The following is a 16,139-nucleotide window of genomic DNA, read 5'->3' on the forward strand; positions in this document are numbered from 1 at the left end:
ATTTATTCGTGATTGTAACAAAAAACTCTTACTTTTGTCCTCGCAAACAAGCAAAAGGGTATCGGGAAACGGATTCGTATCCAAGCCCTGTGTCAAAACAACAAGCGAAAACAATCAAGAACATTGATAATTCAAACGTGTGAAGGAGAAAAAAATCTTCTGAACGATTACGTATGCTTCACACAATATTAATAAATCATTTAACCTATTTATGTACAATATCATTCAATTAAACGACAAGGATTTGTCCGAATTGCAACAGATTGCCAAAGAGTTGGGTCTGAAAAAAACCGATTCGCTGAAAAAAGAAGAATTGGTGTACCGTATTCTGGACGAACAGGCCATTGTCGGCGCGACGAAAAAGGTAGCGGCCCAGCAGAACAATGAAGAACGCAAGGAAGGGCAACCGCGCAAACGTTCACGTATCAGCGTGAAAAAAGAGGGAGACAAGGTGTATACAGCCACCAAAGACAAAGCGCAGAAATTAGAAGCCAACACACCTGCCCTGCCAGCCCCCGCTCCTTTATTTAAAGAAATTGACGCTCCGGCTGAAAAAGCAGCCCTCAGCGCACCCGCGGAAGAAAAACCAGCTGTCACAGAGGCTGCCGCCACAACAGAAGAAAAGCCAAAATCCAAACGAGGACGGAAACCAGGTTCCAAAAACAAATCAACACTGGCAAGAGAAGCTGAAGAAGCTGAAAAGAAACAAGCTGCTGAAGCGACCAAACCGGCTCCACTTCCTTTTGATGACGACATGGAACTTCCGCCGCTTGACTTGAACAACAACGATTTTATTCCTATAGAAGACTTGCCATCAGAAAAATTCGAAATACCCTCGGAACTGCTTGGCAAATTTGAAGCGACCAAAATGGAGACTCCTGCTCCTACAGCTCCGGCCAAGGAACCCAAGCAAAGATTCCAGCAACGGCAAACCCGCCAGAACAACCGGAACAACCGCCCCGGCAACCCAAGCAAAGACAATAGCTTGCAAAACAACGGACAGAATGCGGAACAGCAAGGCGCCACTTCTACAGAAACTGCATCCAACGCAGCCACACCTGCCAAACCGGTAGAAAAAGCCTACGATTTCGATGATATTCTTCAAGGTACAGGGGTACTGGAAATCATGCCCGACGGCTACGGATTCCTCCGTTCTTCCGATTACAATTATCTTTCTTCACCCGACGACATTTACGTATCACAGTCACAAATCAAATTGCTCGGCCTGAAAACCGGTGACGTGGTAGAAGGCACAATCCGCCCACCCAAGGAGGGTGAAAAATATTTTCCTTTGGTCAAGGTATCCAAAATCAACGGACTCGATCCGACTCTGGTACGCGACCGCATTCCATTCGACCATCTTACCCCGCTCTTCCCGGACGAGAAGTTCAAACTCTGCAAAGGTTACAACGACAACTTATCGGCCCGTGTAGTCGATTTGTTCGCTCCTATCGGAAAAGGACAGCGCGCCCTGATTGTGGCGCAGCCTAAGACAGGTAAGACTATCCTGATGAAAGACATTGCCAATGCCATCGCAGCCAACCATCCGGAAGTGTACATGATTATGCTGCTCATCGACGAACGTCCGGAGGAAGTAACCGACATGGCACGGAGCGTCAATGCAGAAGTGATTGCTTCTACTTTCGACGAGCCGGCTGAACGTCACGTAAAAATTGCAGGCATCGTATTGGAGAAAGCCAAACGAATGGTAGAATGTGGACACGATGTAGTCATCTTCCTCGACTCAATTACCCGTCTGGCACGCGCCTACAACACGGTTTCTCCGGCATCCGGCAAGGTGCTTTCCGGAGGTGTGGATGCCAACGCACTGCACAAACCCAAACGTTTCTTCGGTGCTGCACGTAACATCGAAGGTGGAGGTTCATTAACCATCATCGCCACTGCCTTGATTGATACGGGTTCCAAGATGGATGAAGTCATCTTCGAGGAATTCAAGGGTACAGGTAATATGGAATTGCAGCTGGACCGCAACCTGAGCAACAAACGTATTTTCCCGGCAGTCAACATTGTCGCATCCAGCACTCGCCGCGACGATTTGCTGTTGGACAAGACCACGCTCGACCGCATGTGGATTCTCCGCAAATACCTGTCGGATATGAATCCTATCGAAGCTATGGACTTCGTGAAAGAACGATTGGAAAAAACAAAAGACAACGACGAATTCCTGATGAGCATGAATTCCTGATGTTCCACAAAATAAAAAAAGAAAAACTCCTTTGCACGTTTGCTGTACAAAGGAGTTTTTCTTTTGCTTTTCTTTTTTCTCAGAATGGCAAATCATCTTTCTCATCTGTCATTGAGAAATCGGCCGGAGCCGCATTCACCGGAGGAAAAGGAGCTTCCGTTGGAGGCACCTGAGGAGGAGTAGCCCCCACACGTTCTACTTTCCAGGCACGAATACTGTTGAACCAGCGTCCCTGCCATTCACGGGCATCAATATCAAAAGACACATTCAGTTCTTCTCCAATCTGAATATTAAACTGCTTGATCTTGTCGTCTCCAAACACATCAAAGCACATACGACGCGGATACTGATCGTGCGTCTCGATGACATATTCTTGAACTTTCCATTCATTTCCATTACGAGAAGTACCGCCTTTCGGCTCCAAAACTGCAATCACTCTTCCTGCTAATTCCATAAATCTTATTTTTAAATTCGGTGACGAAATTACGACTTTCCACAGAAGAAAACTAATTTTTAAGGCCTTTTTTATGGGCTGTATGTAATCTTTTCGTAACTTTGGCAATTGGTTTAAGGCACCCTAAGATGCTTTTTCAGAACAAAAACAAAACAAAAAATAAATATAAAAAACTATGAAGTTTATCGTTTCAAGTACTGCTTTATTCAGCCACTTGCAGGCTATCAGCCGAGTAATTAACTCAAGAAATTCCCTACCGATTCTGGACTGTTTCCTTTTTGAACTGAGAGACGGTACGCTCTTCATGACGGCTTCGGACAACGACACTACCTTGTCGACTTCCATCGAAGTGAATGAATCAGACAGCGACGGACGGTTTGCCGTTTCTTCCAAGACTTTGCTGGAAGCATTGAAAGAAATCCCGGAACAGCCGTTGAATTTTCACATAGAAACCAGTAACATGGAAATTACCGTGGAATATCAGAACGGCAAGTACAGCCTGATGGGCCAGAATGCCGACGAATATCCGCAGGCACAGGAACTGGGAAACAACGCTGTACAAGTAACCATGGGAGCAGATATCTTGATGAACGGGGTAAACCGCAGCTTGTTTGCCACAGCCGACGATGAACTTCGTCCGGTGATGAACGGTATTTATTTTGACATCAGTACGGAAGACATCACGCTGGTGGCCAGCGACGGACACAAGCTGGTGCGTTGCAAGACGTATGCGGCTCATGGAGCTGAAAAAGCAGCCTTCATCTTGCCGAAGAAACCGGCTAACCTGCTGAAAGGCTTGCTGCCGAAGGAGCAGGGAGACGTACAAATCGGATTTGATGACCGCAACGCGATGTTCACCTTGGAGAACTACCAGATGGTATGCCGCCTGATTGAGGGACGTTACCCGAACTATAACTCGGTAATTCCGCAGAACAACCCGCACCGTGCCATCATCGATCGTGGTATGTTCATCAGTGCCCTGCGCCGTGTATCTGTGTTCTCTTCCCAGTCCAGCAGCTTGATCAAGTTGAGCCTATCAGAGAACCAGATGAAGATTTCTGCACAAGACATTGACTTTTCTACCTCAGCCGAAGAAACCATTGTATGCCAGTATGGAGGAAACCCGATGAGCATCGGCTTCAAATCGTCTTTCCTGATTGATATCCTGAACAACATTTCCGCACAAAACATCATCATCGAACTGGCTGACCCGTCACGTGCGGGAGTCATCGTGCCGGAAGAACAGGAAGAAAACGAAGACTTGCTGATGTTGCTGATGCCAATGATGCTGAATGACTAATATATTCATTTGTACACATAACTTACTCATGAAACTGAACTTGAAAAATCCGCTCGTGTTCTTCGACCTGGAGACCACGGGCACCAATATCAATACAGACCGTATCGTTGAAATCTGTTACCTAAAAGTATATCCCAACGGAAATGAGGAGGCCAAAACGCTCCGTATCAATCCGGAAATGCACATTCCGGAGGCATCGACTGCCATCCACGGTATTCACGACGAGGACGTGGCCGACTGCCCTACCTTCAAGGAGGTTGCCAAGGACATTGCCAAAGACATTGAAGGGGCCGACATTGCCGGATTCAATTCCAACCGTTTCGATGTGCCCGTACTAGTAGAAGAATTTCTGCGTGCCGGCATCGACATCGACCTGACCAAACGGAAGTTCATCGACGTGCAGGTTATTTACCACAAGCTGGAACAACGCACACTTTCGGCTGCCTATAAGTTCTATTGCGGCAAGAACCTGGAAGATGCGCATACGGCCGAAGCCGACACACGGGCTACGTATGAAGTGCTGAAGGCACAGCTCGACCACTATCCGGATGTGTTGGAAAACGACATCAATTTCCTGTCGGAATATTCCAGCTACAGCAAGAACGTGGACTTTGCCGGAAGAATCATCTATGACGACAAGGGAGTGGAGGTTTTCAACTTCGGAAAATACAAAGGAATTCCCGTGGCCGAAGTACTCAAGAAAGACATGGGCTACTACGGCTGGATTATGAACGGAGATTTCACACTGAATACGAAAAACGTACTGACCAAGATTCGCCTGCGCGAAACAGGACTGGTCAAGTAAAAGGAAATTGTGCATGAATACACTACAAGGCAAGAAAATCGTACTGGGTATCACGGGCAGCATCGCGGCTTACAAGGCAGCGGTACTGACACGGGCACTGATCAAGAAGGGGGCGGAGGTGCAGATTGTCATCACTCCGGCAGGAAAGGAGTTCATCACGCCTATCACCCTCTCGGCCCTGACCAGCAAGCCGGTCATCAGCGAGTTTTTCTCACAGCGCGACGGCACGTGGCACAGTCACGTGGATCTGGGATTGTGGGCCGATGCCATGATTATTGCTCCGGCTACGGCTTCCACCATCGGCAAGATGGCACACGGAATAGCCGACAACATGCTGGTCACCACCTACCTGTCGATGAAAGCACCGGTATTCGTGGCGCCGGCCATGGACCTGGACATGTTTGCCCATCCTTCCACCCAGCATAATCTGGACATTCTACGCAGCTACGGCAACCATATCATCGAACCGGCTTCAGGCGAACTGGCCAGCCACTTGGTAGGAAAAGGACGCATGGAAGAACCGGAGAAGATTGTGGAAGTATTGGAAGAGTTTTTCGCCCGCCAGCAGGACCTGGCCGGACGGAAGATTGTCATCACGGCGGGCCCTACGTACGAGAAGATTGATCCGGTACGCTTTATCGGTAATTATTCTTCCGGGAAAATGGGATATGCCCTGGCCGAAGCCTGCGCCACACGAGGGGCTGAAGTCACCTTGGTAAGTGGCCCTGTCACCCTGCATACCGTCCATCCGCACATTCACCGCATAGACGTGGAAAGTGCGGCGGAAATGCATCAGGCTGCAGCCGAAGCCTTCAAGGAGGCCGATGCCGGAATCCTCTGTGCCGCCGTGGCCGATTTTACCCCGGAACAGGTAGCCTCACAGAAAATCAAGCGGGAAAAAGACGACCTCGTGTTGCGGTTGAAGCCAACATGCGACATCGCCGCCTCGCTCGGGAAAGAGAAACGACCGGGACAGGTGCTGGTGGGATTTGCCTTGGAGACCTGCGACGAAGTAAATCATGCCCAGGACAAGCTGGCCCGGAAAAACTTCGATTTCATCGTACTGAACTCGTTGAACGACAAAGGGGCCGGATTCCGCTGCGACACCAACAAAATCACGATTATCGACCGTTCGGAAGCTGTTTCCTATCCGCTGAAAAGCAAGAAGGAAGTGGCCGAATACATTGTAGACAAACTTTCGAGTCTGTTTCATTCTTAAATCACCATGCTACAGTCTATTTTCATACAAAACTATGCGCTGATTGACAAACTGGACATCAGCTTCACTTCCGGGTTTTCGGTCATCACCGGGGAAACCGGAGCGGGAAAGTCCATCATCTTGGGGGCCATCGGACTTCTGCTGGGACAGCGGGCCGATGTGAAAGCCATCAAGAAAGGGGCTTCGAAGTGCATTGTGGAAGCGACTTTCCGGATTGCCAACTATGGCATGGAAGCATTTTTCCAAGAAAACAACATCGAATACGAGCCGGACGAATGTATCCTGCGCCGTGAAGTGTCGGCCAACGGGAAAAGCCGGGCATTCATCAATGATACTCCTGCCTCGCTTGCACAGATGAAGGTGTTGGGCGAAAAACTGATTGACGTACACAGCCAGCATCAGAACCTGTTGCTGAACAAAGAAGGGTTCCAGCTGAACATCTTGGACATTCTGGCGCAGGACGAGACACAGTTTTCTGCTTATCAGGCCGTCTATCAGTCGTATAAGAAGATAGCAAAGGAACTGGAGGATTTTATCGCACAGGCTGAAAAGAGCCGACAGGATGAAGACTATATCCGTTTCCAACTGGAGCAACTAGAGGAGGCCGGACTGAAAGAAAACGAACAGACGGACTTGGAACAGGAGGCGGAAACGCTGAGCCATGCCGAAGACATCAAGGCCGGACTCTACAAGGCCAGCCAACTGATTAACGGTGAGGAAGGCGGTACGGTATCGCTCACCAAGGAATGTATGCAGACGCTTCAGGGACTGACTCAGGTATATGCTCCGGCACGGGAATGGATGGAACGACTGAACAGCTGCTACATCGAACTGAAAGACCTCGCCCGCGAGATTGACAATGCGGAAGAAGAAGTGGAATTCAATCCTTCGCGACTGGATTTCGTCAACGAACGGTTGAACCTGATTTATTCCTTGCAGCAGAAACATCACGTACAAACGGTAGAGGAGCTGTTGGAACTGACGGAAAACTACCGTAACCAGTTGAATGCCATCACTTCTTTCGACGACCGGATTGCAGAATTGGAAGGAGAAAAGAAAAAGCTCTACGCAGAAGTGCTGAAACAGGCCGGTGTGCTGACCCAACTCCGTACGCAGTCGGCCCGCCACATCGAATCACAGATGGAATCTCTGCTTATCCCGCTGGGAATGCCCAACGTACGGTTTGCCGTGGAACTGACGGCCCGCAAGGAACCGGACAGCAAGGGGATGGACAGCGTGACTTTCCTCTTCTCGGCCAACAAGAACGGTACGCTGCAGAATGTAGCTTCCATCGCGTCGGGAGGTGAGATTGCCCGCGTGATGCTCTCGCTCAAGGCCATGATTGCAGGGGCCGTAAAACTTCCTACCATTATCTTCGATGAGATTGACACGGGGGTTTCGGGCTCCATCGCAGAAAAGATGGCCCTCATCATGCAGGACATGGGACGACAGAACCGGCAGGTCATCAGCATCACGCATCTTCCTCAAATTGCAGCCCGCGGCATCGCACACTACAAGGTGTACAAGGAAGATACCGAGACCGGAACAAACAGCCACATCCGACGGTTGTCGGACGAGGAACGGGTGCAGGAAATCGCCCACATGCTCAGCGGCAGTACACTTACTGAGGCTGCCGTACAAAATGCACGTGCCCTGCTAGGCTTTAACTCATAACAAGAAACTACAAGACCATGATAGAAAAGAACGAAATGATTTTCGGCGTACGCGCCGTCATCGAGGCTATCCAGGCCGGAAAAGAGATTGACAAAGTGTTAATCAAAAAAGACATCCAGAGTGACTTGTCGAAGGAACTCTTTGCAGTATTGAAAGATACTTTTATTCCCGTACAACGGGTGCCGGTGGAACGCATCAACCGTATCACCAAGAAGAACCACCAAGGCGTGGTGGCCTTCATCTCGCCCATCACTTACCAGCGCACGGAGGACATCGTGCCCTTCCTGTTCGAACAGGGAAAGAACCCGCTGCTCATCCTGCTGGACGGACTGACAGATGTACGCAACTTCGGAGCCATTGCCCGCACGTGTGAATGTGCCGGAGTGGATGCCATTATCATCCCTTCCAAGAACAGTGTCAGTGTGAATGCGGATGCCATCAAGACTTCGGCAGGAGCCTTGCACACGATTCCCGTTTGCCGCGAAAGCAACGTGACAAACACTATCAAATTTCTGAAGGACAGCGGATTCAAGATTGTAGCGGCCACAGAAAAAGGTGATTATGACTATACCAAGGCCGACTACAAGAGTCCGACCTGCATCATCATGGGAGCGGAAGATACAGGTGTGCCTTACGACCACTTGGCTCTTTGTGACGAATGGATCAAGATTCCTTTGTTCGGAAACATCGAATCACTGAACGTATCCGTAGCAGCGGGTATCCTGATTTATGAAGCCGTGAAACAAAGGGGATTCGGAGAAGAATAAAACAATAAAACATACAACTACCATGAAAATGAGAAAATTTACCCTTATTCTGACGTGTTACGGAATGGCTTTCCAGATGGGGTTTGCCCAGGAACTTCCAAAATGGGCAAACAAAGCCCGGAAAGCGGTATTTTCCGTCGTCACGTATGACAAAGACAACCAGATTCTCAATACCGGCAACGGATTCTTTATCGACGAAAATGGAACAGCTGTTTCGGACTATACCTTATTCAAAGGGGCCGAACGTGCCGTCGTAGTCACTGCCGAAGGAAAGGAACTTCCAGTAGAATACATTCTAGGAGCCAATGATATGTACGATGTGGTAAAGTTCAAAACGGCTTACGACAAGAAAATTGAAGCATTACAGCCCACTTCCCGTCCGGGAACAGTGAACGAGACCGTATACGTACTGCCCTATTCTACACAGAAAGCACCAACTGGTACACACGGTACTATTGCCAAAATTGATACTATCAGTCACAACTCCTTCTATTACACTCTGAACATGAAAACAGGTGACAAAACGGTCAGCTGCCCAGTGATGAACGCAGAAGGAGAAGTCATGGGATTGGTGCAGAAGAACAGTGACAAAGAAAGTACTTCGAGCTATGCTATCGGCATCGGATATGCCAAGAGTCTTTCCATCAGCGCCCTGTCGGCCAACGACTTCGCCCTGAATGCCATCGGTATCCGCAAAGGATTGCCGGAAGATGAGTCACAGGCTCTGGTATATGTGTACATGGCTTCGTCCAACCTGACCCGGGATGAATACTTGAATCTGCTGAACGAATTCATTCAGCAATATCCTAAAAACAGTGAAGGTTACTCTCGCCGGGCTACCTGCTACATCGGATATGGTGATGACGCCCACTATGCATTGGCTGAAAAGGATTTGCAGACCATGGTGGAAGTCAACGACAACAAAGGAGATGCCTATTATAACCTCTCTAAGCTATTATATAATTACGTACTGGGGTTACAAGGTGCCAAACCTTACGGCGACTGGACGCTGGAACGCGCACTGAAAGAAATCAATACAGCTCTTGAGAACGACAAACAGGGATTATACTATCAGTTGCAGGGAGATATTTATTTTGCCATGCAGAAATATCCGGAAGCCTTTACCAGCTACGAAGAGGTGAACCGCTCCCCGCTGGCTTCGGCTGCCACTTTCTATGCAGCAGCCAAAACGAAAGAACTGATCGAGGGTGCTTCCAAGAAAGAAGCCATTGCATTGATGGACAGTGCCGTGGCGAAATACAATCCCCCTTATGGAAAAGATGCAGCTCCCTATCTCTATGAGCGTGCTCGCATGAAAGACGAGGACAAACAATTCCGCGAAGCTGTAGGCGACTACAACCTCTTCTATGATGCCATGATGGGACAAGTAGCTGCCGATTTCTATTTTATCCGTGAACAGGCTGAAATGCAATGTCGTATGTATCAGCAGGCCATCAACGACATCAATCAGGCAATTGAAATGGAACCCAAAAACGTAGACTACTGGGTAGAAAAAGGAAGTGTACATCTTCGAGTCAACCAGCCGAAAGAAGCTATTGAAGCATTGAATAAAGCCATTGAATTGGATGCAAAGAATGCGGCTGCTTACCGCATGCTAGGCTATTGCCAGATACAACAAAACAAGAAGAAAGAAGGGTTGGCCAACTTGGAGAAAGCCGTGGAACTGGGAGACACCGTCGCCAAGAACCTGATAGAAAAATATAAATAATCATTTTATGAACAACAGAGTCTGTCACCTTTTCGGTATCCGCTACCCCATCATTCAAGGAGGAATGGTGTGGTGCAGCGGCTGGCGACTGGCTTCAGCCGTCAGCAACGCAGGTGGACTAGGATTGTTGGGAGCTGGCTCCATGCATCCGGAAACCTTGCGCGAACACATCCGCAAGTGCAAGGCGGCTACCGACAAACCGTTCGGCGTCAATGTACCGTTGATGTATCCTGAGATTGATACCCTTATGGACATTATTCAGGAAGAAGAAGTGAAAATTGTGTTTACCTCTGCGGGTAACCCGAAGACATGGACTTCCAAGCTTCAACAGGCTGGCATCAAGGTAGCCCATGTGGTATCTTCCAGCCGTTTCGCCATGAAATGTGAAGAAGCCGGAGTGGATGCCATTGTAGCCGAAGGATTCGAGGCCGGCGGCCACAACGGACGGGAAGAAACCACCACCTTCTGCTTGATTCCGGCAGTGAAGAAAGTATGTACCGTCCCCCTCATTGCTGCAGGAGGCATCGTGTCGGGAGAAAGCATCCTGGCTGCGGAAGCCTTGGGCGCAGAAGGTGTACAAATGGGTACCCGCTTCGCCCTGACGGAAGAAAGTTCGGCCCACTTCACCTTCAAGGACCGGTGCCTGCGACTGAACGAAGGAGACACGCAACTGACCCTCAAGCAGCTTTCTCCTACCCGACTGGTCAAAAACGACTTCTACAAGCAGGTGGAAGAAGCCGAACAAAAGGGTGCTTCCGTCGATGAAATGAGGGCTTTATTAGGCAAAGGCCGGGCCAAGAAAGGTATTTTTGAAGGAGATATCTATGAAGGAGAGCTGGAAATCGGACAAGCCGCCTCACAGATTCACCAGTTGCAGACGGTAGATGAAGTGATGACGGAACTAGTGGAAGATTATCGCAAGGCCCTCCGTCAACTACAGGACAAGCAGGGCTGGTAAACGGGAATGCTTTAATGTAAAGAGTTTACTCCATACCTAAATCCATTGTCCCGATAGATGCAAAGTTTCCATCCCCCAATAGTAAGGAAATACAATCCGCAAGACGCGGCCATAAAAAGTATCAAAGTCTTGGAACAGCAATACCTTGGGAACACGTACACATCATAACTTAACCATAAGAGGTCTCAAGGGCCTCCGAATTTGAGGATGTATTTACAAAGGAATCCCCTTATTTTTCGCTTTCTCCCTCATAAGAAGAAAAGTAGAAAAATAAGGGGATTCTTATATTATCTCACTTATAGACTAACTACCGGACCGTTCCTTCGGAGAGACCCTATGTGGAAACTACCATTGGTTCCTCACGGTCAATCCCTGCCAGAACGCCTTATTGAAGAGATTCAAGAAGTTTCTCGCGGGCTGGCTTCAAAAAGGATATCCTCGCAACAAACTTTAGGAGACTTCGAAGAATCATCCCACCGTTGTACAACCTTTCAGCTTTCCGCGAAGCAGAAACCCTCAGCCTCCTTCAGAAAAAAATTTCACTTCCTACTTATTCCGCTTCAGAAACAACGAATTGGTAATGGTAGACGGAAGTTCCTCCTGATAGTGCGTCACCATGATCAAGGTCTTATCCTTCCGGTCACAGAAAGCCTCGATGACATCCTTCACCAACCGGCGGTTGCGCATATCCAAACCGTGCAAAGGCTCGTCCAGAATCAGCAGTTCAGGGTCTTTGACAAACGCACGAGCCAAAAGCACCATACGCTGTTCCCCACTGGAGAGCTGAAGGAAGCTGCGGTCTTTCAAATCGGCAATACCAAAGATGTCCATCCACCACACGCACGTCTCCACATCCTTTTCCTGCGTCTTGCGATACAAACCGATGGAATCGTGCAAACCGCTGGCCACGATGTCAATGGCCGGAAGGTTCTTCAAATAAGCACGGTGCATTTCCGGACTCACATAACCGATATGCTTCTTGATTTCCCAAATACTCTCGCCACTGCCCCGTTTGCGTCCAAACAACGCAATGTCGCACGCATAACTCTGCGGATTATCGGCACAAATCAAACTCAGCAACGTAGACTTTCCGGCCCCGTTCTCTCCGCTGAGTGCCCATTTCTCTCCGCACTTCACCGTCCAGTCGAGGTCTTTCAGGATGACCCGTTCCCCATATCGGATGCTTACCTTATTCAAGTCTACGATATGCTCCGTATGATACAGGTTCTCGGCATACGGCAAATCCAGTATCCGCTGCCGCTTCTCATCAGACAGCACATGTGCCGGAGCCGGTTCCCGGTGAGCCAGGTATTCCTGCAACGTGATTTTCGGTCCACAGTGACGGTCTTCCACCGGTATCACGTGCGTAATAAACGTCGGAATATCGTCCGTCTTCGACAAGACCAGAATCACCTGCAAATCTGTCATCTCCGTCAGCTTGCCCAGCAACGTATGCAACAGTCCGCGTGTCCGTGCATCCAGACCGATGAAAGGATTGTCCATAATCAACACCCGCGGACCGCTCAGCAACGTCTTAGTCAGCTGGAACTTGCGGAGTTCTCCACTGGAAAGCAGGATAATGTGCTTGCTGAGCATCTCCTCTATCCCAAACAAGTCGTAGAGTGCCTTTCGGAGCTGCTCGTCTTTGCACTCCGGCAGCAAATCGGCCACGATGGGCGTATCGTCCAAGTCGTGTGAGTTCCATCGCTGCTGGTAATAATAATTTCCATCGGCATCCCCATACGAGTCGCGGAAAGTGATGTATTTGATGTTGTCACAAGCCATTTTGGATTCTGAAGGAGAGAAATCATACTTCACCTCGTTCATCAGCAACGGATAACGGCCCGTGATGGTATCTACCAACAGGCTCTTTCCCGCCCCGTTCGGTCCCACAATGGCCACATGCTCTCCCGCAGCAATCTGCAAGTTAATAGGTTCCTTCATCCGATAGAGCGGATGACGTGTCACTCCGTTCTCAATTGTAATTACATTCTGCATTGTCTCTTTTAGCTTTTAATTGTTCCTATGTCGTTGTTTTGTTTATTGATGCACAATCATGGCCGTGCGGGGAGCCACCGTGAGCACATTGCCCGTCAACGTACCCAGTCCCAGCACATTGTCCACACGTCCGTCGCGACAGGCTATCCAATAACGTCCTTCGGGCACATTGACCTGCACTGGTTCCGTACGTGCGTTAAGCACCACCACCGTATTCAGCCACGAATCACCCGCCGGACTTCCCTTAATACGAAAAGCCACTACATTGCTGGCTGGTGTCGGCAAGAACTCCAAGTGCTTGGCTATCAGTGAAGCATCACCCATACGGAATGAAGGATGCGCCTTACGCATGGCAATCAATCCGCGCACGTAATCAAAGAAATCATGATGTGAAGTCTTTCTCCGCCAGTCGATGGCATTGACGGCATCCGGGCTCTTGTAAGAATTGGCCACTCCCTGCTTGTCACGCAGAATCTCATCCCCTGCATACCAGAACGGAATGCCCTGCGACGTGAATACCGCCGTAGCCGCCAGCTTGGCCAGTGCATTCATCTCCTGCTCCGAAAGTCCCGGCAAGGTCGTTTTCAATCGATCAGCCAGGCAGAGGTCGTCGTGACAGCTCACGTAACTGATGAGCTGGTCGGGCTGCGTAGCCCAAAAATGAAGCTCCCTCTCCGCCTTTACCGTGGCCAGTGAATCTTCCGTCAGACTATCCGCAAGGGTTGTACTCTGCACAGATGCAGCTGCATGCTTTACCGACAGCTGCGGATGGGCAGTGCCTCCTACCAATCCGAACTTCACACCCGCCGCATGCCCCATACGGCCGATGACAAACGCACCTTTGGATTCATCGTTCCAAGGACCACGCAATGCATCGCGCATCTCGTCACAAAACATACCGATATGCGGAAGCTGCGGCGCGTTCTTCTTCATGGCCAGCAGGCTGTCTGGCAATTGCGGACGATTGGCTGCCCAGCCTTCTCCATAAATATAAATCGTAGGATCAATCCGGTCGAGTGCCCGGCGAATTTCGTTCATCGTTTCGATGTCATGGATGCCCATCAGGTCGAAGCGGAAACCGTCGATATGGTATTCCCTGGCCCAATAGCAGACCGACTCAATCATGAAACGCCGCATCATCGGACGTTCGCTAGCCGTTTCATTTCCACACCCCGAGGCATTCGCCCATTTCCCTTCGTCATCCGTCCGATAAAAATACCCAGGTACCGTGCGTTCGAAGTTACTTCCTTTTATAATCGCGGTATGGTTGTACACCACATCCATCACCACCCGGATACCCGCCCGGTGAAGGGCCATCACCATCTGCTTGAATTCCCGGATACGCACATCCGGCTTATAAGGATCGGTGGCATACGAACCTTCCGGCACGTTATAGTTTTTCGGGTCATAACCCCAGTTGTACTGCGGCTTATCGAGCTTCGTTTCGTCCACCGACGAAAAGTCGAACGACGGCAACAGCTGTACGTGAGTCACCCCCAGTTCCTTCAGATGGTCGAGCCCCGTCTTCTCCCCCAGATAAGTCTTTGTACCCTCTTCCGTGAGTGCCAGAAACTTACCCCGGTTATGAATGCCCGAGACTGTATCGATGGAAAAATCCCGGTGATGTAGCTCATAAATGATGATATCCGAAAAACGCTTCAACGGCGGACGCTTGTCTTCGTTCCACCCCTTCGGGTTCGTCGCACCCCAGTCGATGATGGCTGCCCGGTCGCCGTTCACTCCCACCGCCTTGGCCAGCAGCCCGGGAGTATCTCCCTGCCATACGTCGTCAATCTTCACGTTGAACGTATAGAACTTCCCTTTCAGGTCTTCGTCCACCCGGGCCCGCCACATCCCGTCGGATGCCGGCTCCATCTTCACCATTCGGTAGGCCGAGCCTCCCTGCCCTTTCTCATAGAGCAACACCCGCACCTCCTGTGCCGTAGGTGCCCAAAGCGAAAACTTCGTGACGGAAGGGGCATACACCATTTCCTCCCATTCACCGTCGTACACCGGATATTTGTCGAACGTCGTCTGTGCATCCTGGTGCGAGGATGTACATCCTGCTACCACTGTCATCATTGACATTACGACAAGATGCTTCAGTTTCATATTTCTTTTCTCCTATTTTTTTATGCGTTCCGGATTCTTGGCAATAAAATCCTTCCAACTGGAATACGCTTTCGGCATTTCCGGACGTCCCATCTGCAGGTAATGGCAGTAAGCTGCTCCCAAAGCATCGGTGGCATCCATGAAAGGTCCCATCTCCGAATCGGGAATGTGCAACATCCGTTTCAGCATGTCGGCCACCTGCTCCTTGCTGGCCTGCCCGTTGCCGGTGATGGCCATCTTGATTTTCAGCGGTGCATACTCCGTCACCGGAATATCGCGCATCAGGGCTGCCACGATGGCCACCCCCTGCGCCCGTCCCAGCTTCAGCATGGACTGTACGTTCTTTCCGAAAAACGGCGCCTCGATGGCCAGTTCATCGGGCAGGTACGAAGAAATGATACCCTGCACGCGCTCATAAATGTGTTTCAGCTTCAGATACGAGTCGCCGCATTTACGCAGGTCGATGACGCCGAGTGTCATCACTTCCGGTTTGACACCCGTCACCTTCAGTACCCCGTATCCCATGATGTTCGTACCCGGGTCGATACCGAGAATGATTTTTTCCTTAACCGGCTGTATCACCTTATTACCTCCATTAATGTGGGGAAACCGATGACCTTATCCTTGAACACTTTCATCATCTCCGTATTCAAGGCAGCCCCCTGCTTTACATGCCAACGATGCAACGTCGCGCTGTCTTCCACTTCCCACTGGAGTGAAAAGCATTCACTGTCCTGCTCCTTATGGCTCAAGATACGCAGGATACGGGGATTTTTCAGTTCACCCGATTTTTCCACTTCCGGAATGTAGAATTCATTCAACCATATCACAAAATTACGGGCATCACCCATCTCTACATGAAAAGTAGTATTATAAATCAGCATATATCTTCTTATTTTAATCCGATTACAAAATTA

General features: G+C 49.7%; 13 protein-coding genes. 8 read left to right on the plus strand and 5 right to left on the minus strand.

Features of this window, described 5'->3' with window-relative positions:
* The first annotated feature begins 211 nt into the window (after nt 1-211).
* Nucleotides 212-2,206: a transcription termination factor Rho gene (gene rho / locus OCV81_RS05700; RefSeq protein ID WP_148329136.1), complete on the plus strand. Its 1,995-nt coding sequence runs from the start codon at nt 212-214 to the stop codon at nt 2,204-2,206.
* Between the two features lie 79 nt (nt 2,207-2,285).
* Here rho and OCV81_RS05705 read toward each other — a convergent pair whose 3' ends face one another.
* The gene (locus OCV81_RS05705; protein WP_148329138.1) at nt 2,286-2,660 is read right to left on the minus strand and encodes a DUF3127 domain-containing protein; all 375 of its coding nucleotides are present in this window, start codon (nt 2,658-2,660) and stop codon (nt 2,286-2,288) included.
* A 175-nt stretch (nt 2,661-2,835) separates the two neighbouring features.
* Here OCV81_RS05705 and dnaN point away from each other — a divergent pair, with 175 nt between their 5' ends.
* From dnaN to OCV81_RS05740, 7 genes are read left to right on the plus strand one after another with little or no spacing between them, the layout of a single operon-like run.
* On the plus strand, nt 2,836-3,960 hold the full coding sequence (dnaN, locus tag OCV81_RS05710) for a DNA polymerase III subunit beta (protein ID WP_148329140.1): 1,125 nt from the start codon (nt 2,836-2,838) through the stop codon (nt 3,958-3,960).
* Between the two features lie 28 nt (nt 3,961-3,988).
* Nucleotides 3,989-4,765 carry a 3'-5' exonuclease gene (locus OCV81_RS05715; protein ID WP_022353648.1) on the plus strand — a complete coding sequence of 259 codons (777 nt, stop codon included), beginning with the start codon at nt 3,989-3,991 and terminating at the stop codon, nt 4,763-4,765.
* Between the two features lie 13 nt (nt 4,766-4,778).
* Nucleotides 4,779-5,984 (plus strand): bifunctional phosphopantothenoylcysteine decarboxylase/phosphopantothenate--cysteine ligase CoaBC, encoded by a 1,206-nt coding sequence (gene coaBC / locus OCV81_RS05720; protein WP_148329142.1) that lies wholly within the window; start codon nt 4,779-4,781, stop codon nt 5,982-5,984.
* 6 nt (nt 5,985-5,990) lie between these two features.
* Nucleotides 5,991-7,658, plus strand: coding sequence for a DNA repair protein RecN (gene recN / locus OCV81_RS05725; protein ID WP_148329144.1), 1,668 nt, complete (start codon nt 5,991-5,993; stop codon nt 7,656-7,658).
* Between the two features lie 17 nt (nt 7,659-7,675).
* Complete coding sequence (gene rlmB / locus OCV81_RS05730; protein WP_148329146.1) at nt 7,676-8,425, plus strand: 23S rRNA (guanosine(2251)-2'-O)-methyltransferase RlmB; 750 nt, start codon at nt 7,676-7,678, stop codon at nt 8,423-8,425.
* Between the two features lie 28 nt (nt 8,426-8,453).
* A complete protein-coding gene (locus OCV81_RS05735) occupies nt 8,454-10,154 on the plus strand; it encodes a tetratricopeptide repeat protein (protein ID WP_148329224.1) in 1,701 nt (566 codons plus the stop codon).
* A gap of 7 nt (nt 10,155-10,161) precedes the next feature.
* On the plus strand, nt 10,162-11,112 hold the full coding sequence (locus tag OCV81_RS05740) for an NAD(P)H-dependent flavin oxidoreductase (RefSeq protein WP_148329148.1): 951 nt from the start codon (nt 10,162-10,164) through the stop codon (nt 11,110-11,112).
* A gap of 546 nt (nt 11,113-11,658) precedes the next feature.
* Here OCV81_RS05740 and OCV81_RS05745 read toward each other — a convergent pair.
* Genes OCV81_RS05745 through OCV81_RS05760 form a run of 4 tightly spaced genes read right to left on the minus strand, consistent with a single transcriptional unit; the run spans nt 11,659 to nt 16,106 of the window.
* Complete coding sequence (locus OCV81_RS05745) at nt 11,659-13,110, minus strand: ATP-binding cassette domain-containing protein (RefSeq protein ID WP_148329150.1); 1,452 nt, start codon at nt 13,108-13,110, stop codon at nt 11,659-11,661.
* A gap of 42 nt (nt 13,111-13,152) precedes the next feature.
* Nucleotides 13,153-15,222, minus strand: coding sequence for a type I pullulanase (gene pulA, locus OCV81_RS05750; RefSeq protein ID WP_148329152.1), 2,070 nt, complete (start codon nt 15,220-15,222; stop codon nt 13,153-13,155).
* Nucleotides 15,223-15,234: 12 nt separating this feature from the next.
* A complete protein-coding gene (gene ruvC, locus OCV81_RS05755; protein WP_148329154.1) occupies nt 15,235-15,804 on the minus strand; it encodes a crossover junction endodeoxyribonuclease RuvC in 570 nt (189 codons plus the stop codon).
* Nucleotides 15,801-16,106: a DUF4286 family protein gene (locus OCV81_RS05760; protein WP_022054414.1), complete on the minus strand. Its 306-nt coding sequence runs from the start codon at nt 16,104-16,106 to the stop codon at nt 15,801-15,803. Before OCV81_RS05760 ends, ruvC begins: the two co-directional genes overlap by 4 nt.
* Nucleotides 16,107-16,139: the final 33 nt, after the last annotated feature.

It is taken from the genome of Phocaeicola fibrisolvens (assembly GCF_025567125.1).
Taxonomy (GTDB): Bacteria; Bacteroidota; Bacteroidia; order Bacteroidales; family Bacteroidaceae; genus Phocaeicola; species Phocaeicola fibrisolvens.

Bases quoted from the DNA above. Each gene is read 5' to 3' on its own strand.
- rho (WP_148329136.1), top strand. From the start codon at position 212: ATGTACAATATCATTCAATTAAACGACAAGGATTTGTCCGAATTGCAA.
- rlmB (WP_148329146.1), top strand. From the start codon at position 7,676: ATGATAGAAAAGAACGAAATGATTTTCGGCGTACGCGCCGTCATCGAG.
- dnaN (WP_148329140.1), top strand. From the start codon at position 2,836: ATGAAGTTTATCGTTTCAAGTACTGCTTTATTCAGCCACTTGCAGGCT.
- OCV81_RS05715 (WP_022353648.1), top strand. From the start codon at position 3,989: ATGAAACTGAACTTGAAAAATCCGCTCGTGTTCTTCGACCTGGAGACC.
- OCV81_RS05705 (WP_148329138.1), bottom strand. From the start codon at position 2,660: ATGGAATTAGCAGGAAGAGTGATTGCAGTTTTGGAGCCGAAAGGCGGT.
- coaBC (WP_148329142.1), top strand. From the start codon at position 4,779: ATGAATACACTACAAGGCAAGAAAATCGTACTGGGTATCACGGGCAGC.
- pulA (WP_148329152.1), bottom strand. From the start codon at position 15,222: ATGAAACTGAAGCATCTTGTCGTAATGTCAATGATGACAGTGGTAGCA.
- OCV81_RS05740 (WP_148329148.1), top strand. From the start codon at position 10,162: ATGAACAACAGAGTCTGTCACCTTTTCGGTATCCGCTACCCCATCATT.
- recN (WP_148329144.1), top strand. From the start codon at position 5,991: ATGCTACAGTCTATTTTCATACAAAACTATGCGCTGATTGACAAACTG.
- OCV81_RS05735 (WP_148329224.1), top strand. From the start codon at position 8,454: ATGAGAAAATTTACCCTTATTCTGACGTGTTACGGAATGGCTTTCCAG.
- OCV81_RS05745 (WP_148329150.1), bottom strand. From the start codon at position 13,110: ATGCAGAATGTAATTACAATTGAGAACGGAGTGACACGTCATCCGCTC.
- OCV81_RS05760 (WP_022054414.1), bottom strand. From the start codon at position 16,106: ATGCTGATTTATAATACTACTTTTCATGTAGAGATGGGTGATGCCCGT.